This is a genomic window from Helicobacter vulpis (assembly GCF_003660395.1).
GTDB lineage: Bacteria > Campylobacterota > Campylobacteria > Campylobacterales > Helicobacteraceae > Helicobacter > Helicobacter vulpis.
Genome location: NZ_QXQT01000003.1, coordinates 23,461 through 40,094 on the forward strand (window position 1 = coordinate 23,461; position 16,634 = coordinate 40,094).

Here is a 16,634-nt window from a genome sequence, read left to right on the forward strand (position 1 = left end):
TCTATCAAACCCCTCTATCTCTTCCCCAATCTGTTCACCGCTAGCAGTATCTTTTTAGGGATGATGGGGGTTTTTTACGCCTCTAGGGGGAGCTTTGTTACAGCATGTTGGTTTGTGGTGGTGTGTTTGGTACTAGATGGTCTAGATGGGCGTGTGGCGCGTCTGACCAACACCACGAGCAAGTTTGGCCTAGAGTTTGATTCTCTAGCCGATGTGGTCGCCTTTGGGGCGGCCCCTAGCACCATCGCCTATTTTTACATCGGGCATACTTATGGGCGTGTGGGCATGGCAGCTTGTGCCCTATTTGTGATCTTTGGGGCGATTCGTTTGGCGCGTTTTAATGTAACCACCCAAACCACAGATCCCTATTCTTTCATCGGCATTCCCATCCCCACCGGGGCAGTGTTGGTGGTTTTAGCCATTCTTTTAGATCACAAATACACACTTTTTAAAGCCCAACACGGGCATTTGATGTTGGCCTATATCGTGTTCTTGGGCGTGATGATGGTGAGCAATATCCGCTACCCTAATTTTAAAAAAGTGTGCTGGAATTTAAAACTCTTCGTGCTCCTCTTGCTGTTCTTATTGCTCCTCTTCATCAAACCACTTGAAGTACTCAGCGCTTTTATGTTTTCTTATCTGTGCTATGGCATTGTGCGCTGGCTCTTTGTGATGGGTAAAATCTTATGGAAACGCAAGTAATGCAACAAGCGCGCTTCTACATTGAGGGCATGACTTGTAGCGCGTGTTCAAGTGGGATTGAGCGCGCCTTAGAGCGCAAAAGTTTTATCCAAGAAGTGCGCGTGGATTTGCTCTCTAAAAGCGCGGTAGTGGTTTATGACAGCGCACAGGCCAATCTTGAAGATGTCTTTAAGATCATCACCAAGCTAGGCTACACCCCCAAAGAGAGTCTCCCCCCCCCAAAGGCTAAAAAATCCCATTTGTGGATCGCCATTGTGGCGACTTTGGGCGTGCTCTATCTCTCTATGGTGGCTGGACACCTGCCTTTTTTACTCCCAAATGTCTTGCTTGATCCCTTCATAAGTGGCTTTTTACAGGCCTTGCTCACCCTATGGGTGATGTGTGTAGGTAGGGGTTTTTATCGCAGGGGTTTTAAAGCCCTATGGGAGCGTCAGCCCAACATGGACACTCTGATCGCGCTGGGTACAAGCAGCGCATTTCTCTATAGCCTCTTTTTATTATTTAAGGCGTTTTTGGGCGTGCACACTGGGTATTACTTTGAAAGCGCATGTGTGATCTTGGTCTTTGTGATGTTGGGCAAACGCCTAGAAGAGGGTTCTAAGAATAAGGCTCTAGAGGCGATGGAGGGGCTACTAGGCCAACAACCCCAGAGCGCATTGAGGGTAGAGGAGGGGGGCGTAGTGGAGGTGTTGATCGAGCGCGTGCGCGCAGGCGATGTCTTGCAAATTTTGCCCGGGAGCGTGATCCCTGTAGATGGCATAGTCATAGAGGGGGAGGGGGAGGTAGATGAATCCACGCTCACAGGGGAGAGTGTGCCCGTTTACAAGGCTAAAGGCGCGCATGTGTTCTCAGGCACGCTCAACACCACGAGTACCTTTTGTATCAAGGCCACCCACACTAGCATGCAGAGTGCTTTGCAGCAGATCACCAAGCAGGTGCGTAACGCACAAGGTTCTAAGGCACAAATCGCCAGATTAGCCGACAAGGTCGCTAGGGTTTTTGTACCCGCCGTGATTGCCATTGCCAGCCTTGCCTTTATCGTGTGGCTAGCCTTAGGGGATTTTGCGCGCGCCCTAGAGGTCTTTATCGCTGTCTTGGTGATCTCTTGCCCTTGTGCTTTGGGGTTGGCCACGCCCATGTCTTTGTTAGTGGCACACAAGGAGGCGAGTCATTTAGGCCTGTTTTTCAAGGACGCGCAGGCGTTAGAAAAGGCGCGCTTGGTGAGCTATGTCGTTTTTGACAAAACAGGCACGATCACACAGGGCAAACCCCAAGTACAACAAGTGGTGGCGATCCCAGAGATTTCAGCCACAGAAGTGTTGATCTTGGGGGCAAGTGTGGAGGCTTTAAGCGAGCATGTCTTAGCCCAAGGCATTGTGGCCTATGCCCAAGCCCAAGGGGTGGTACTCAAAGAAGCCACACAGGGGCATGCGGTGTTAGGACAGGGCATGCGCGCGTGCGTGGAGGGGGCGATCATCAAGGTAGGGAGCTTGGAGTTTTTCAACACTCCTAGCCCCTTTGTGCAGAATGTGCCGGGTACTTGGGTGTTTGTGGGCATAGAAGGGCAAGTTGATCACATCTTAGGCGCGCTGATCTTGCAGGATCGACCCAAAGCGCATGCCAAAGAGGATTTGGCACGCCTAAAAACTCTGGGGCTAAAAAGCATGTTGCTAAGTGGCGACACGCAAGAAAATGTACAGCTTTTAGCCAAAGAACTCAACATGGACGCACACACCGCTTTAGCCAGCCCCCAGATCAAGCTGTCCACAATTGAAGCGCTCAAAGCGCAGGGGGAGGTGGTGATGATGGTGGGCGATGGCTTGAACGATGCGCCCTGTTTGGCGCGTAGCGATGTGGCGGTTGTGATGGCCAGTGGGAGCGATGCGAGCCTAGAAGTGGCCGATGTGGTGAGTTTTAATAATGAAATTGTGGCCGTGGAGAACGCCATTAGATTGAGCCAAGCCACGATCCAAAACATCAAGCAAAATCTCTTTTGGGCTTTTGGCTACAATAGCATCGCCATCCCTTTAGCCTGTGGCGTGGCCTTTAAGGCTGGCATCATGTTAAGCCCCATGTTGGCTAGTTTGGCAATGAGTTTGAGCAGTTTGAGCGTGGTACTCAACGCCCAAAGACTCAGAGGAATCCATCTCAAAATCAAGGCAAATTATGGAAGCTAAATGGTTAGTCCCAGAGATCACATGCGATCACTGCGTGGATAAAATCGAGCGTTTTGTCGGGGAGCTAGAGGGAGTCAAGCGTATTGAGGTTGATGTGGGTACTAAGCAAGTGTGTGTAGAATTTGAGCCCCCGGCAAGTCCAGAGGCGATTGGCGAGGCTATTTTAGATGCGGGCTACACACTAGGCTAGGGCTTGAAACTCTTTTTTAGGCGCTTTGCCCCCTATTTAAAGGGGCATTACGGGCGTTTTGTACTGGTGCTGATCGCCTCCTTAGTGGTGGCCTTGAGCACGGCGTGGGGTACTTATCTAGTCAAACCGACCCTAGATGACATCTTCATCCAAAAAGATGTGCGCATGCTCGCTATCTTGCCTTTTTTGGTGATTTTGGCATATTTGGGCAAAAGCGGGGGGATTTATATCCAAACCTACCTGACCAATTACATCGGGCTAGACATTATCCAACAATTACGCAAGCGCATGCTAGAACACCTACTCCAAATGGAGTTGGGGTTTTTCAACCGCACTAAAAAGGGTGAGCTCATCGCGCGCATCACCAATGACATCGCTTTAGTGCGCGCCAGTTTGTCTAATTACTTGGCCGAATCCATTCGCGAGGGTTTGACCATTATCGGGTTGATCGGTGTGGTGATTTACCAAAGCCCTAAACTTGCCTTTTGGATCGTACTCTTGCTCTTTGCGGCCATCCCCTTGAGCAAGATTCTCAAAAAAGTTAAGAAACTCTCCAAAGAAAATCAAGAAACCAATGCGCGCATGACCGCCCGCTTGTCAGAGATCTTTCACAGCATAGAGGTGATCAAAACCTCTAATGGAGAGGCCTTAGAATTGCAGGCTTTTCAAAAAGAAAATGAGGCTTTTTTTCAAGTGAGTTTGAAGAGCATCAAATACGCCGAGATTTCTTCGCCTTTGATGGAGTTTTTAGGGTCTTTGCTGATCGCCTTGGTGATCTATTCGGGGGGCAGAGAAGTGATCTCTGGGCACATGAGCGTGGGGGCGTTTTTTTCTTTCATCACGGCCTTGTTTATGCTGTACACGCCTTTAAAACGCTTGGTGCGCATTATGGCCAGTTTTCAAGAAGCCCTTGTGGCCGGTGAGCGCATCCACGAGATCCTAGAGAGGGTTAGCCCCCTTGTAGAGGGTACACACATATTAGAAAAACCCATTGAACACATCGCCTTTAGGCATGTCCATTTTACCTACGACCAAAACGCGCCCCTGGCCCTGCAAGATATTTGCCTAGAATGGCGCACTAACCAAATTATCGCGCTCAAGGGCAAGAGTGGGAGCGGAAAAAGCTCGCTAGTGAACTTGATCTTGCGGCTTTATGAGCCTACCAGCGGGGAGATCACCATCAATGGCATGCCCATTGCCTCTTTGCAACAAAAGAGCTTGCGCCATCAAATTGGGATCGTAACCCAAAAGGTGTTCATTTTTAGCGGGAGCGTGGCTGAGAATGTCGCCTATGGGCTAGAGATTGAGCCCCAGCGCGTGCGTACTTGTTTGCAACGCGCGCAGGCGCTAGATTTCGTACAAGCCATGGGGGGTCTGCAAGCGCAATTAGAAGAATTTGGGGCGAATTTGAGCGGGGGGCAACGCCAAAGAATCGCCATCGCGCGCGCCCTTTATCGCGATGCGCGTGTGCTCATCTTTGATGAAGCCACTTCAGCCCTAGATAGCCACACCCAAGCGGGCATTTACCAAACTATCACAGAACTTAGAGAAAATCGCATGGTCATTATGATTTCGCATAATTATGAGAGTTTGAGAATTGCTAGCCATGTCTATGCTTTAGAAAATGGCCGCTTGCAAGAATATAACCCCACACCCCAGGAGGAGTGATGCGCCTTATTTGGATTGTGCTGTGTGCCATGCTGTATGGGGGTTGTACCCATGGGGTTTTTAGCCGCCCCTCTTTGCGCTTGCACTATCAAAGCGCTTTGCCCCAAGTGGCCCTTCAAAAAAATCTCCTCTTGCAAGCCCCGCAGATCACCTTTTTACAGGATTTTATCCCCCATTATTACCAGCGTAAATACGCCCAAGCCCTGCAAAAAGACGGCACAACCCTCCTAGCCCATTTGGGCTACCCCCCCGCCCCCCACGCCCCCAGCGCGTTTTTAAAAGGGCAAGTACATCTAGCCTTTGAGCCCACCCCCCCCACGCTCAAAGAAACAAAGGCCATGCTCAAGGCTAGCGGGAATGAATATGTCGATCCAGCGCGTGTCTTGCGCATGTTGCGCGCTCAGAGTACTTTAACTCTGCAATGTACCCAACAAATTGGCTTCCCCTGTGGGGTACAGGTGCGCGTACAGGTGCTAGAGCCCATATGGCGGGCTAACCCCCTAGATAGCGACCCCAATGTCCAAGCCACAGACGCGCAACGCTATAACACCACCCTTATAGAAACGCTCAACAAGCTATACCAACAAAGCCTACACGCCCTAGAAGCCCAAATCCACCCCAAAAAAGAGTGATGATGCTATCTAAAGATGTCAGCGAATATATCAAGGTCAAAAACGAGCTCTATGCCTATGTGTCCTATCTTTTAACCCAAAATATCAAGAACTATCTTAAAAAACCCACACTCAAATACATCCACATTGCCATGGAGCGCATCAAACAAGAGGTACGCATCAAAGAAAATCTCTTTGTACTAGATGTGAATGGGAATTTGATCGATGAAGTGGGTATGATCAAGAGCAGTTTTGCCGAAAATTCGCCCGAATATGGCTATTTTCACGAGGCGATCAACGAACGGCGTTGCATTTTAACCAATCCCTACCCCACCCGCCATAATCGTAGCTTGGTGGTTACAGCGGCCTATCCCATTTACAACGCTCAAGATGAGTTATTCTGTGTGGTGTGCATGCATATCCCCATTAAAGTTGCCATCGCTTTGAGTTCTTCTTCTAAGCATTACAAGGTCTTTGCTGAGGGCAGTGTGGTGATGTATTTTTCTATTTCGTTCATGCTAGGTTTAGTCGCCCTATTGCTCTTTGTCAAGAGCATTTCTACCCTCTATGACGCGCTCATCCACTTCAATAATTTTGATGTCAAAGAGGTGTTTCACCCCATTGTCTTGCTCACGCTCGCCCTAGCCACCATCGATCTTGTGAAAGTGATCTTTGAAGAAGAGGTGCTGGGCAAGAACAGCGGAGACAACCACCATGCCATCCATCGCACCATGATTCGCTTTTTAGGCTCGATCATCATCGCCCTAGCCATTGAGGCCCTGATGTTGGTACTCAAGTTTAGTATCAGTGAGCCCAATAAACTTCTTTATGCCGTTTATTTGACCGGAGGGGTCGCGCTCTTGCTCATCAGTCTAGCCATCTATGTCAAATTTGCCTATGGGGCGGCCTCAAGCAATAAAAATTAAGGTTCAGAGACTGCATACGGATAGTCCCGCGTCTTTTTATGATTTTTCAAAGACAACCAAAGGGTGCTTACATGACAAGTTGGCACGACTAAAACCAGCGGTGCGCCACCAACTCCACCCACGGCACACACAGCACCAAGAGAGCGGTTAAATTTAGCAATCCAAAGATCAATCCTAACTTCCAAAATTGCGCGCCTTGGATATAATGGCTACTATACCACACTAAAGAGGGTCCCGTGCCATAGGGGGTTAGAATGCCCATCAGTCCTAAACTCAACATTAAAAATAAGGCTAATTCTTGCACATTGATTCCAGAGATACCAGCCCCAATACTAATAAAAAGCGTTAAAAGCGCGCTCACATGGGCGGTGGAGCTAGCAAAGAAATAATGTAAGAGATAAAAGCCGGCCACCAACATACACACCATAGCTGTGCTAGAAAAGCCTAGATGCGTCATAAAGCTTTGAGTCAAGTTCTCTAGATACTGCAAAAAGCCGACACTCTTAAGCCCGCTAGCTAGAGTGATCAAACCCCCAAAGAGAAAGAAGATATTGTAAGCCGCGCTATTAGAAATGATGTCTTTCCAGCTAATAATTCTGCTAAGTCCCATAAGCACCATCGCCACTAAAGCCGTAGTGGTGGCTTGCACCTCCAGGGTTTTACCTCCAATCCATAAAGCTAAGGTCAGTAGACTCAATGCGCACATCAAGAGCTCCTTGGATTGCATTTTGCCCATCTTCTTTAATTCTTCTCTAGCCCATAAACAGGCTTCTTTAGAGCCTTTGAGTGTGGGCTTACAGAGGTAATAAGCCAAATAGGGGGTGAGCAAAAAGAGCACCATCCCTGCGGGCAAAAAGGCTAAAAACCAGCCTAGCCAAGAGATTTCAGGCACATTACTCTTAAGAGCCGTTTCCATCGCTAGCAAGTTAGGGGCTAGGGCGGTGAAAAACATAGAAGAGGTGATACAGGTGGTGGCAATCCCCACCCATATCAAATAAGTGCCCAGTTTTTGGGGTTCTTTGTCGGGTAAACTCCCCACTAAGGGGGGGATATTGGCTACAATGGGATAAACAATCCCCCCAGAGCGCGCCGAGTTGGAGGGGATAAAAGGAGCTAGAAGTAAATCCGCTAGGGCGACCGCATAGCCTAGCCCTAAAGTGGTTTTACCCAACAAGGCGATGAGCCATAGGGCAATGCGCTTACCTAATCCGCTTTTTTCATAACCTAAACCTAACATGAAGGCGATGAACACTAACCACACGGTTTTATTGGCAAAACCGCTTAAGCCCCAGTTAATCGCCTCCCCCGGGCTGACCTGTTGGGGGCTAGGACCAATGCGCAAGAGCACACACAGCACCACCCCAATCACGGCTACAAAAGAGGCAGGCACGGGCTCAATGATGAGACCTAAAACCATGCCTATAAAGATACTAAAATACAGCCAAGATAGCGGACTTAAACCCTCAGGTGTGGGCAAGAGCCACAGCCCAACAGCCACAATCACGGGCAAGAAATAACGCCAAAGGGATAAAATTTTTGCCATCCACACTCCTAGGAGATTCAAATGTATTGTAGTCTACTCAATGTTTAGAATCTTAATTTTAAGACTTTTTGAATAACCCCAAGATTTTATAAGGATACTTCAACAACATCGTCCCCCAATGCGCTTTGATCCCATTTTCTCTACAAGCCCGTAGATTCTCTTTATTGGATAGCCATAGACTTTTGAGCCCCCGCGTGCTCACCCCCCCCACGCCCATTTTCACCCACACCTCTGGCACATACACCGCCTTTAAGCCTGCCACATACAAAGTGCGTAGTAAAAACTCGTAATCCGCGGAGATTTTATAATCAATTTTGTAGCCCCCAAAGCGATCATAGACTTCTTTGCGCACAAAGAGGGTCGGGTGCGCGGGCACTTTGCCATAAAAAAAGCCCTTTTTGCTAAATGCCCCGCTCTTATAATAGCGCACAATGCGATCGCCCTTGACATAGACCAAATCCGCATAGACCATGTCCGCTTGTGGGTGCGTTTTAAACGCTTCTAGCACTTGCGCCAAAACGCCACTATGCGCGTAACTATCATCGCTATTAATGATCCCCACAACCTCCCCTTGCGCGCGCGCAATGCCCTTATTCATGGCATCATAAAGCCCTTGATCGGGCGCGCTAAAGACTTGCAAATGGGGGTAGCCTTGCAAAATCTCTAGCGTGCCATCTATGCTCCCCCCATCCATGATCCAATGCTCTAAGGGGGCAATACTTTGGCTTGCTACAGATTCAAGAGTGGCTTTAATGGTTGTAGCTCCATTAAAAACGGGGGTAATAAGAGAGATTTTCACACATACGCCCTTATTTGCTCCCTATCTTTGCGCGCCAAATCCCATGTACTAGCCCCCTTTAAAAGCGTGGGGTAAGAGTCTTTTAAACTCTGCAAAAGCCCTTTTAAAGCCCCCTCATCTTTAGGGTCAAACACAAAGCCGTTGAGCCCATTTTCTACTAAAACCTGCGCCCCGCACGCACGGCTCACCAACACCGGCAAACCCACCCCTAAGGCTTCTTCTACCACCAAGCCCCAAGGTTCGGCAATGCTTGGCAGGATCAACGCGTCATGGGCGCAAAGCAGGGCGGCGATTTGGCGATTTGCCACAGCCCCCAAAAAGGCAACATTAGCACTTGCCATGCCCTTTAATGTGGCTTCTAGCTCCCCTGTGCCCACAAGGCTTAAAGACATTTGGGGCAACTCTTTAAAGACCTTTAGCAAAAACTCTAAATTTTTCACGGGGGTTAAGCGGGCGATGCAGATAAACTTTTTAGAGTAGGGGCGTGGCTCTCTTTGCAACTTAGGGGGGGTGATGATCCCCACCCCGTGCGTGGTTTTAATCACCCCCTTAAAGCCCAAAACCTCTAAGAGTTGAGAGTGCCAATCCCCACACACAAAGGCAACAGAGATTCGTCTTAAAAACAGCCGTTTCAAGCTAGCCTTTAGCCCGCTGGTTGTACTCTCTTGAATGCTCGACTCCACGACCACAGCATTTTTAGATTTCACGCTCAAAGCCCACCCCGCCCAAAACTCCACACAATCCCACCCTCCCAGCAGCAAGCGTTTATAGGGGTGTTTTCTCAAGATTTTAAAGAGTTTGCGTGTATTTTGCCAAGTAGGGCGCTCTTGCAATGCCCCCTGAAACAACACTTCATGGGCAAATTGCGCCTTCTCTAAGGTGCTAAAATCCTTGGCGCGGGTTTCTTTGGTGTCCCTAGCCAAAAACACCACAAAGATTTTTAAACGCTGGGCTAGGGCGTTGTAGAGATGGATTTTATAAAAAACGGGCAGGGGAGTGATGATGAGGTAGTCTAACATGCTTTGATTTTTTCATAAAGGGCGCGGTATTGCTTGGCAACCACCGCCTCACTGAAACACTCCAAAACATGCGCACGCGCGCGATCGCACAGCTTAGGGTAATGCGCTGTGTTTAACACCCACTCTATCCCCTTTTTTAAATCCAAAACATCAAAGGGGCGGGCTAGATAGCCATTTTCTTGGTGTTTGATTAGATCGCCATTGCCCCCAATGTCAAAGCCCACAACCGGCGTGCCACACGCCAAACTCTCTAAAATCACATTGCTTAAATTCTCTTGACGGCTAGGCACCACCACCACATCTAGGGCATTGTAGAGGGCAACTAGGCTCGCATTGTCTTTAAGCACACCTAGATAGCGGGTTTTAAAAGGTAAGTTGGGCATGTGTGTGTGCGCGCCAAACACCACTAATTCTATATCTGCTAACTCTAGCTTAGACAAAGCCTCTAGCAAGAGATCATAACCTTTATTAGGATCGCCAATATCCATTGCCCCAAAACCCACCAATTTTTTAGACAAGGGCAGCCCTAAAAGTTGGCGGCAAAAGGCTTTATCTAGAGGCTTGTATTGATGGGTGTCTATGGGGTTTGGGATCACTAGGTGGGGCTTGTCTTGTAAAAGCGCGCTTTGCTTGGCGAGTCTAGAAATCCAAGAACTCACCCCCACCACGCTTAAGTGAGAAATTTTAGTATAGGCGCGTTTTTTCATAGAAAAACCCAGTGTGGCTAGGTCGCATTCAAAGGGGCTATTTAAAATACAAGAATGCTTGTAGGTATGCTCTCTTTCATCATAATAGCAATGATCGCCCCCAGTAAAAGCCCACATGTCATGCAAACTCCACACCAAAGGGGCAGGGATTTTAGGCAAATCCCTTAAGGGTAAGACCCCCCGCCCTAGCCAGTGTAAATGCACAATGTCGGGTTTTAAAGCATCGATCGCACTTAGGGGCAAACTAAAGGGCAACCAGCCCAAATTAAAAGTACCTTTTTTGCGCTTGGGGTAGAGCAAGATCGGGGCTTTGTCCAAATAAGGGCGCACAAACGCCCACGCTTTGGCTAGGCGAGTCTTTGGGCTTAAGACATTTGACTCTAAATTTGCCCCCCGCCCATCTTGCACCCATACAAAGCTCTCAACCCCCTCTTTTAAAAGGGCTGTGTGTAGGCGCAAACACGCGCGCGCCGCCCCCCCAGTGAGCGTGGCGTTGAGGTGGAGGACTTTCATTTCTTAAGTTCTCTAGGATGTCCTAGGATTAAGTTGATCAATTCTCTGAGCGCGCCCTGTCCCCCCTGTTTGTTCAAAACAAGGATCCCGGGCAGTGTTTTTAAACTCTCTTGGGCGTTTTGTACGCAAGCCTTTAAACCCACTTGCTCTAAAAGAGGCAAATCGTTGATGTCATCGCCCACATACGCCACTTGTTCTAAGCTAATGTTTTCTTTGGCGCAAATTTCACGCGCGGCTTCTAATTTGCCCTGCGGGCTACAGCCTTGATACAAATAATCCACCTTGAGTTTTTTGGCGCGGTGCTCCACAATGGGGGTAACTTCTCCGGTGAGGATACCCGTTTTAATGCCGGCTGCTTTGAGCAATTCAAAGCCAATCCCATCGGCCACACTGAATTTCTTAAACTGCTGCCCGTCTTCCAAATAGTACATCCCCCCATCTGTCAAAGTGCCATCACAATCGCACAAAAAGGCTTTAATTTTGATCATACCGCCCCTTTTAGAGAATAAGAGGTATTCTAGCACAGCAAGCAAAGATTAAAAAATCTTCAAGCGTTTTTTTGAGACCATGCGCTCTTAAGGAATCCACAGATGTCCCCGATAGAAGCCTCCACATTTACCCTAGCGCGTCTAAAGTGCATTAGAATAAGCCAAAACAGAAGGGCACGATGATGAAAAGACAGATTAAAGTGGCGGCGGTGCAGTTTTCCCCCCAGTCTTATGCTGTAGAGGCAAATCTTGAGCATGCCATGAATTTGGCGCGTAAAGCCCTTGCTAGCGGGGCTAAGATCGTACTCTTGCCAGAGTTGTTTGACAGCGGTTACTGCACGGAGGATCGCGATAAAGAATTCGGCATTGATCTTAGCGATCCCACACAGCCCACGATTGCGGGTCTAAAGGCACTGGCTGGGGAATACAAGGCCTACTTGATTGCCGGGAGCATTGAACAAAAACAAGGGGCGTTGTTCAATAGTGTCTACATCGTGGGTGAAAGGGGAGTAGTGGGGACGTACCAAAAGGTTTATCTATGGGGAGATGAGAAACAAAGATTTTCTAGAGGGCAGGGATATCCTGTCTTTGAATTGCCCTTAGAGGGCCTTACCCTCAAAGTGGGCTTACAAATCTGCTATGAAGTGGGGTTTAGCGAGGGGAGCAGGTTTTTAGCCTTGCAGGGAGCAGAGCTCCTATGTTTTTGCGCAGCATTTTCTAAGATACGCAGTTATGCGTGGGATTTGGGAGGCCAAGCGCGGGCCCTAGAGAATGGGCTCTTTGTCTTGGCAGCCAATCGTTGCGGGAGTGAGATCTCCAAGCTCACTCATAAGGAGCTGACGTTTTGTGGGCACTCTAAAATCGTCAACCCAAAAGGGGAGATTGTAGAGCAGTTGGACGATCAGGAGGGCGTTCTAGTGGGGGTGTTAGATTTGGACGCAATAAAAGCCCAAAGGCAGAACATCCCCTATCTACGGGATTTGGACTTGGAATTAAATCAAAAAACTCTAAAAAACATCCAGTGTGTGAATCTATCTTAAAGGAGCAAACATGGCAAAAGAAATTTTCGTGGCGTATGGAGTGGACATTGACGCGGTGGCGGGTTGGATTGGGAGCTATGGGGGTGAGGACTCCCCTGATGACATTTCAAGGGGGATTTTTGCGGGCGAGGTGGGGGTCCCTAGGCTGTTAAACCTCTTTAAAAAATACCATATCCCTGCCACTTGGTTTATCCCCGGGCACTCCATTGAGACCTTCCCCGATCAGGTGAAGATGATCGTAGAGGCCGGGCATGAAATTGGCTTGCATGGCTATTCGCATGAAAACCCCATCGCGATGACTCCCAAACAAGAAGAAGATGTACTGCTCAAAACCATCGGGCTGATTAAAAATCTAACCGGGCAGAACCCTACCGGTTATGTGGCACCATGGTGGGAGTTTTCTAGCGTTACTAATGAATTGCTCCTAAAGCATGGCGTGAAGTACGATCACTCCTTAATGCACCGCGATTTCACACCCTACTATGTGCGCGTGGGCGATTCGTGGACCAAGATTGACTACAGCCTAGAGGCAAAAGATTGGATGAAACCCCTAGTACGGGGCACAGAAACCGATTTGGTAGAAATCCCGGGGAGTTGGTACTTAGACGATCTACCCCCCATGATGTTTATCAAAAAAGCCCCTAATAGCTTTGGCTTCATCCCCCCTCGCCATATTGAAGAGCTTTGGTTAGAACAATTTGACTGGGTTTATCACGAAATGGATTATGCGGTCTTTTGCATGACCATCCACCCGGATGTGAGCGGTCGCCCCCAAGTGTTGCGCATGCACGAGCGCATTATCCAATACATCAACCGCCACAAGGGCGTGCATTGGGTCAATTTCAACACCATCGCCGATGACTTCATGCGCCGTTGTCCTAGAAAAAAATAATGTGTGTGCTGTGCGCGGATTTGAACACCGCCTTGCATTGGAGCGATGTGAGCGCGCCTATGGGGGCGGATTTAGTGGTGGGGGCTTTGCAGGGGGAGCGCGTGCGCGCTAGGATACAAAAACTCAAGGCGGCTAATAAAATCTTGAAGTTCTATGGTTTGCAGTTGCGCGTGTGGGGGAGTCAATTTCTCTTAGAAGATCAAAAGGGGCGCAAGGAGTTGGTTAAGGATTTGGGCGATCTGTGCCACAAAGCCCAAAGTTTGAGCCCCAAACCCCTAGACATTTTAGACCCTAAATTGCTAGATTTCTTAAAGCGTGGCTAAGATCCCTGTAAGCATTTTGACGGGCTTTTTGGGCAGTGGCAAAACCACACTCTTAGCCCAAATTTTAGAATGCCATGCTAATTGCGCGATCGCGGTGGTGGTGAATGAGTGCGGGCAGGTGGGTTTGGACACGCAAACACTCGCCCATCTGCACTATGTCCCAGAGAAGATGCGCCTGCTACAGGGGGGGTGTGCGTGTTGTGTGCAGCGCCAAGATTTAATAGAGACGCTCAAGGAGTTGATCTTAGCAGATCGCCTAGATCATGTCCTGATTGAAACAAGCGGGATCGCCAACCCCGCGCCCATTCTCTTTAGCCTTTTGCATGATGTCTTTTTAAGCCAACATTTCACCCCCCACAATCTCATTAGCTGTTTAGATGGGATGCATGGCTTGGTGCACCTTAGAGAAAATATAGAGGCGCAAAACCAAATTGTCGCCTCTAATGTGGTGGTGATCACCAAAACAGACCTGCAAGATTCTTTTGCCCCGCTTGCTGCCCTGGTTGCAAGTACCAACCCCACCGCCACTATTTATAACAAAGCGCATATGGACATCGCGTGTTTGCTCCAAGAGCGCCCCCCCAATCCCATCCCCCCACCTCCCCCTAGCCACGCACACCAACGCTTTAAAACCCTGTGTTTGGAGTTTGAAGAGCGCATAGACTGGAGCGCTTTTGCGTTGTGGCTGAGTTTCTTGCTCTACAGATATGGGGATCGCATTTTGCGCACAAAGGGTCTTATCCGCACAGAGCAAGCCTGTATCGCGCTCAATGGTGTACAGCACATCATCTACCCCCCCACCCATTTACACCCCACACAAGAGCACCTATCCCAATTAGTCTTCATCCTCAAGGATTTAGACCCCCAAGCTATCTACACTTCTTTAACAACCTTGTTCAACGCTCTGGGCATTGCATGGCATCCTCAAAGGCATTGGAGTTGAGCGAGTAGGGTACACAAGCGCGGGGCTATTTTGCGCTAATACCGCGTGTTAAGAGAAAATTCGTTAGAATAGGCTACATGTCTAAACTCCAGTTCGATAATTTATTATTTCTGGCCCCCTTGGCAGGTTATACGGATTTGCCCTTTAGAAGCGTTGTGAAACGCTTTGGGGTCGATGTTACCGTGAGTGAGATGATCAGCTCCCATGCACTCGTGTATGCCTTTGAGAAAAACGCCAAAATGCTAGAAAAATCCCCCGATGAAACCCCCTTTAGCGTGCAAATCGCCGGCTCCAAAGTGGAAATCGTGCAAAAAGCGGTGGAATTGCTCAATGGAGTGGAAGGTATTGATATTGTAGATTTCAATTGTGGTTGCCCTGCCCCTAAAGTGGCCAACCATGGCAATGGAAGCGGATTACTCAAGGATTTAAAACACTTGATTAAGCTCTTGGGTGTAGTGCGCGAGCACAGCCAGAAAACTTATACCAGCGTTAAAGTCCGCTTGGGCTTTGAGCGCAAAATCCCTACAGAGATCGCCCACGCACTCAATGACGCGCCGGTGGATTTTGTAGTGGTACATGCACGTACACGCGCAGATCGCTATAAAAAAGAGAGAATTGACTATGAGAGCGTGCGCTTGATGCGCCAGATTTTAGACAAACCTTTGATCGTCAATGGGGAGATCGATAGCGTGGCTAAAGCCCAAGAAGTACGCGCGTACACAGGGGCGCAGGGGGTGATGATTGGGCGCGCGAGTTTAATTAAACCTTGGATTTTTTGGCAGATCAAACACAACACGCAGGAATTGCCCCCCGTGCTCAAAAAAGATTTGGTCTTGGAGCACTTCGATAAGATGATAGAGTTTTATGGAGCTAGGGGGGTGGTGCTCTTTCGTAAGAATTTACACGCGTATGCCAAAGGACATGCGGGCGCGGGCGCGTTTAAAGAGTTGGTCAATGGCATGAGCGATCCACAGGTCGCACGCATGCAGATAGAAGAGTTTTTTAGCCATGCGCAGGACTTGCACGATCTCCCTCAGATTATCACTTTAAATAACCAGAGTTGTTGATGCGTTGTAGAATTGTCATTTTCTTAGCATTGGGCATGCAGGTGTTAGGGGCGGTGAAAAACCATGTCTATACGGGGGTGCGCTTGGGATCAGCCCAGGGGGCTTCTAGTACCTTTAGCCAGCAAGCGAGCATGCATAACCCTAGCACCCTGCCCAATGGCGCGCCTGCATGCCCCCAAAATTTTTGTCAGGGTGATTTGATCAAGGGCACTTATGGCATGGATAGAAACGCGAATTTTGCTTTTACCTACACCCTAGGTGATGAGATTTTTTTTGATAGATTAGCCATTAGTGGACTGCGTGTCTATGGTACGTTAGAGTACATTAGTGCGAATTTGGGCAAATTGAACAAAACTGCCAATCAAGGGGGGCAAAACTACAACCCCAAATACATCAAGGCTATTGATTCTTCTACAGGAGAGGTGATTCCCCAAACCATTAACAATGGCAATGTGCCTAACGGGTTTAAAAACGTGGGAGGGAATTTAGCCGTGCCCAGTGGCTATAGCTCACCCTGTGCGCCTTTGAGTGCCAATAACCCCCTGGGTATCTGCCCCACGCCCAGCCCACAAACAAATCTCTTACAACACAGCGCGCATGCCTTGAGTTTTGGGCTCAATGTGGATGTGTTTTTAAATCTCCCTTTGGATTTCTGGATCAAAAAGATTTACTCTAAAATGTTCTTTTTTAAAGTGGGTTTGTTTGTGGGCGGAGGGGTGGAGTACACAATGTTTTGGAGCGATCGCTTTGTGAATCAAGTTCTAGGGCGTAAGACACGTTTTTTTGCAGCTGGGAGCGGGTTTTTTGTGAACGTGGGTACGCAGGTGTATGTGGGCAAACACAACCGCGTCATTTTGGGGTGGAAATTCCCCTATTACAAACTCAGCGCGCAAAATTGGTATAACTATGGAAATACCAATGTGGGCACCCAACAGACTCTCAAGCAAAGCTTAAGTATCGTGCCTCATAGTGAGTTTTATGTGGGCTATGCTTATTTATTTTAAGGCACACATTAAAGGGTTTTTA

At 48.6% G+C, this 16,634-nt stretch carries 17 protein-coding genes; 12 read left to right on the forward strand and 5 right to left on the reverse strand.

Annotated features, from left to right (window positions below; translation table 11 throughout):
- Positions 1 to 3: 3 nt before the first annotated feature.
- From pssA to EAO38_RS01560, 6 genes are read left to right on the forward strand one after another with little or no spacing between them, the layout of a single operon-like run.
- Entirely contained in the window at positions 4 to 702 is a 699-nt protein-coding gene (gene pssA / locus EAO38_RS01535; RefSeq protein ID WP_121020474.1) for a CDP-diacylglycerol--serine O-phosphatidyltransferase, read from the forward strand.
- Entirely contained in the window at positions 702 to 2,879 is a 2,178-nt protein-coding gene (locus tag EAO38_RS01540) for a heavy metal translocating P-type ATPase (protein WP_121020586.1), read from the forward strand. The genes pssA and EAO38_RS01540 overlap by 1 nt, the downstream gene beginning before the upstream one ends.
- A complete protein-coding gene (locus EAO38_RS01545) occupies positions 2,869 to 3,069 on the forward strand; it encodes a copper ion binding protein (protein ID WP_121020475.1) in 201 nt (66 codons plus the stop codon). The genes EAO38_RS01540 and EAO38_RS01545 overlap by 11 nt, the downstream gene beginning before the upstream one ends.
- Positions 3,070 to 3,072: 3 nt before the next feature.
- Positions 3,073 to 4,737 carry an ABC transporter ATP-binding protein gene (locus tag EAO38_RS01550; RefSeq protein WP_121020476.1) on the forward strand — a complete coding sequence of 555 codons (1,665 nt, stop codon included), beginning with the start codon at positions 3,073 to 3,075 and terminating at the stop codon, positions 4,735 to 4,737.
- The gene (locus EAO38_RS01555; protein ID WP_121020477.1) at positions 4,737 to 5,369 is read left to right on the forward strand and encodes a hypothetical protein; all 633 of its coding nucleotides are present in this window, start codon (positions 4,737 to 4,739) and stop codon (positions 5,367 to 5,369) included. The genes EAO38_RS01550 and EAO38_RS01555 overlap by 1 nt, the downstream gene beginning before the upstream one ends.
- Before the next feature lie 2 nt (positions 5,370 to 5,371).
- Complete coding sequence (locus EAO38_RS01560) at positions 5,372 to 6,274, forward strand: PDC sensor domain-containing protein (RefSeq protein WP_121020478.1); 903 nt, start codon at positions 5,372 to 5,374, stop codon at positions 6,272 to 6,274.
- Positions 6,275 to 6,362: 88 nt separating this feature from the next.
- Here EAO38_RS01560 and EAO38_RS01565 read toward each other — a convergent pair whose 3' ends face one another.
- The 5 genes from EAO38_RS01565 to EAO38_RS01585 are packed head-to-tail and all read right to left on the reverse strand — an operon-like array spanning position 6,363 to position 11,343.
- Positions 6,363 to 7,817, reverse strand: a complete 1,455-nt coding sequence (locus EAO38_RS01565) for a DASS family sodium-coupled anion symporter (protein ID WP_121020479.1) — start codon at positions 7,815 to 7,817, stop codon at positions 6,363 to 6,365.
- Between the two features lie 58 nt (positions 7,818 to 7,875).
- On the reverse strand, positions 7,876 to 8,616 hold the full coding sequence (locus EAO38_RS01570) for a glycosyltransferase family 2 protein (RefSeq protein WP_121020480.1): 741 nt from the start codon (positions 8,614 to 8,616) through the stop codon (positions 7,876 to 7,878).
- Positions 8,613 to 9,635 carry a glycosyltransferase gene (locus EAO38_RS01575; RefSeq protein ID WP_121020481.1) on the reverse strand — a complete coding sequence of 341 codons (1,023 nt, stop codon included), beginning with the start codon at positions 9,633 to 9,635 and terminating at the stop codon, positions 8,613 to 8,615. The genes EAO38_RS01570 and EAO38_RS01575 overlap by 4 nt, the downstream gene beginning before the upstream one ends.
- Positions 9,629 to 10,855 (reverse strand): glycosyltransferase, encoded by a 1,227-nt coding sequence (locus EAO38_RS01580; protein ID WP_121020482.1) that lies wholly within the window; start codon positions 10,853 to 10,855, stop codon positions 9,629 to 9,631. Before EAO38_RS01580 ends, EAO38_RS01575 begins: the two co-directional genes overlap by 7 nt.
- Positions 10,852 to 11,343, reverse strand: a complete 492-nt coding sequence (locus EAO38_RS01585) for a KdsC family phosphatase (RefSeq protein WP_121020483.1) — start codon at positions 11,341 to 11,343, stop codon at positions 10,852 to 10,854. Before EAO38_RS01585 ends, EAO38_RS01580 begins: the two co-directional genes overlap by 4 nt.
- Positions 11,344 to 11,525: 182 nt before the next feature.
- Between EAO38_RS01585 and EAO38_RS01590 the strand changes: the two genes are divergently transcribed.
- From EAO38_RS01590 to EAO38_RS01615, 6 genes are all read left to right on the forward strand, one after another.
- Complete coding sequence (locus EAO38_RS01590) at positions 11,526 to 12,383, forward strand: carbon-nitrogen hydrolase family protein (RefSeq protein WP_121020484.1); 858 nt, start codon at positions 11,526 to 11,528, stop codon at positions 12,381 to 12,383.
- Between the two features lie 10 nt (positions 12,384 to 12,393).
- Complete coding sequence (locus EAO38_RS01595) at positions 12,394 to 13,275, forward strand: polysaccharide deacetylase family protein (RefSeq protein ID WP_104752264.1); 882 nt, start codon at positions 12,394 to 12,396, stop codon at positions 13,273 to 13,275.
- Positions 13,275 to 13,598 (forward strand): hypothetical protein, encoded by a 324-nt coding sequence (locus EAO38_RS01600; RefSeq protein WP_121020485.1) that lies wholly within the window; start codon positions 13,275 to 13,277, stop codon positions 13,596 to 13,598. The genes EAO38_RS01595 and EAO38_RS01600 overlap by 1 nt, the downstream gene beginning before the upstream one ends.
- The gene (locus EAO38_RS01605) at positions 13,591 to 14,541 is read left to right on the forward strand and encodes a CobW family GTP-binding protein (protein ID WP_121020486.1); all 951 of its coding nucleotides are present in this window, start codon (positions 13,591 to 13,593) and stop codon (positions 14,539 to 14,541) included. Before EAO38_RS01600 ends, EAO38_RS01605 begins: the two co-directional genes overlap by 8 nt.
- A gap of 77 nt (positions 14,542 to 14,618) precedes the next feature.
- The gene (locus tag EAO38_RS01610) at positions 14,619 to 15,608 is read left to right on the forward strand and encodes a tRNA dihydrouridine synthase (RefSeq protein WP_162982650.1); all 990 of its coding nucleotides are present in this window, start codon (positions 14,619 to 14,621) and stop codon (positions 15,606 to 15,608) included.
- Positions 15,608 to 16,612 carry an outer membrane beta-barrel protein gene (locus tag EAO38_RS01615; protein WP_121020488.1) on the forward strand — a complete coding sequence of 335 codons (1,005 nt, stop codon included), beginning with the start codon at positions 15,608 to 15,610 and terminating at the stop codon, positions 16,610 to 16,612. Before EAO38_RS01610 ends, EAO38_RS01615 begins: the two co-directional genes overlap by 1 nt.
- The last annotated feature ends 22 nt before the right edge of the window (positions 16,613 to 16,634 follow it).

Coding starts and splice junctions, on each gene's coding strand:
- EAO38_RS01560 (WP_121020478.1), top strand. CDS start 5,372: ATGCTATCTAAAGATGTCAGCGAATATATCAAGGTCAAAAACGAGCTC.
- EAO38_RS01590 (WP_121020484.1), top strand. CDS start 11,526: ATGAAAAGACAGATTAAAGTGGCGGCGGTGCAGTTTTCCCCCCAGTCT.
- EAO38_RS01580 (WP_121020482.1), bottom strand. CDS start 10,855: ATGAAAGTCCTCCACCTCAACGCCACGCTCACTGGGGGGGCGGCGCGC.
- EAO38_RS01600 (WP_121020485.1), top strand. CDS start 13,275: ATGTGTGTGCTGTGCGCGGATTTGAACACCGCCTTGCATTGGAGCGAT.
- EAO38_RS01585 (WP_121020483.1), bottom strand. CDS start 11,343: ATGATCAAAATTAAAGCCTTTTTGTGCGATTGTGATGGCACTTTGACA.
- EAO38_RS01555 (WP_121020477.1), top strand. CDS start 4,737: ATGCGCCTTATTTGGATTGTGCTGTGTGCCATGCTGTATGGGGGTTGT.
- EAO38_RS01565 (WP_121020479.1), bottom strand. CDS start 7,817: ATGGCAAAAATTTTATCCCTTTGGCGTTATTTCTTGCCCGTGATTGTG.
- EAO38_RS01615 (WP_121020488.1), top strand. CDS start 15,608: ATGCGTTGTAGAATTGTCATTTTCTTAGCATTGGGCATGCAGGTGTTA.
- EAO38_RS01575 (WP_121020481.1), bottom strand. CDS start 9,635: ATGTTAGACTACCTCATCATCACTCCCCTGCCCGTTTTTTATAAAATC.
- EAO38_RS01540 (WP_121020586.1), top strand. CDS start 702: ATGCAACAAGCGCGCTTCTACATTGAGGGCATGACTTGTAGCGCGTGT.
- EAO38_RS01595 (WP_104752264.1), top strand. CDS start 12,394: ATGGCAAAAGAAATTTTCGTGGCGTATGGAGTGGACATTGACGCGGTG.
- EAO38_RS01610 (WP_162982650.1), top strand. CDS start 14,619: ATGTCTAAACTCCAGTTCGATAATTTATTATTTCTGGCCCCCTTGGCA.
- EAO38_RS01545 (WP_121020475.1), top strand. CDS start 2,869: ATGGAAGCTAAATGGTTAGTCCCAGAGATCACATGCGATCACTGCGTG.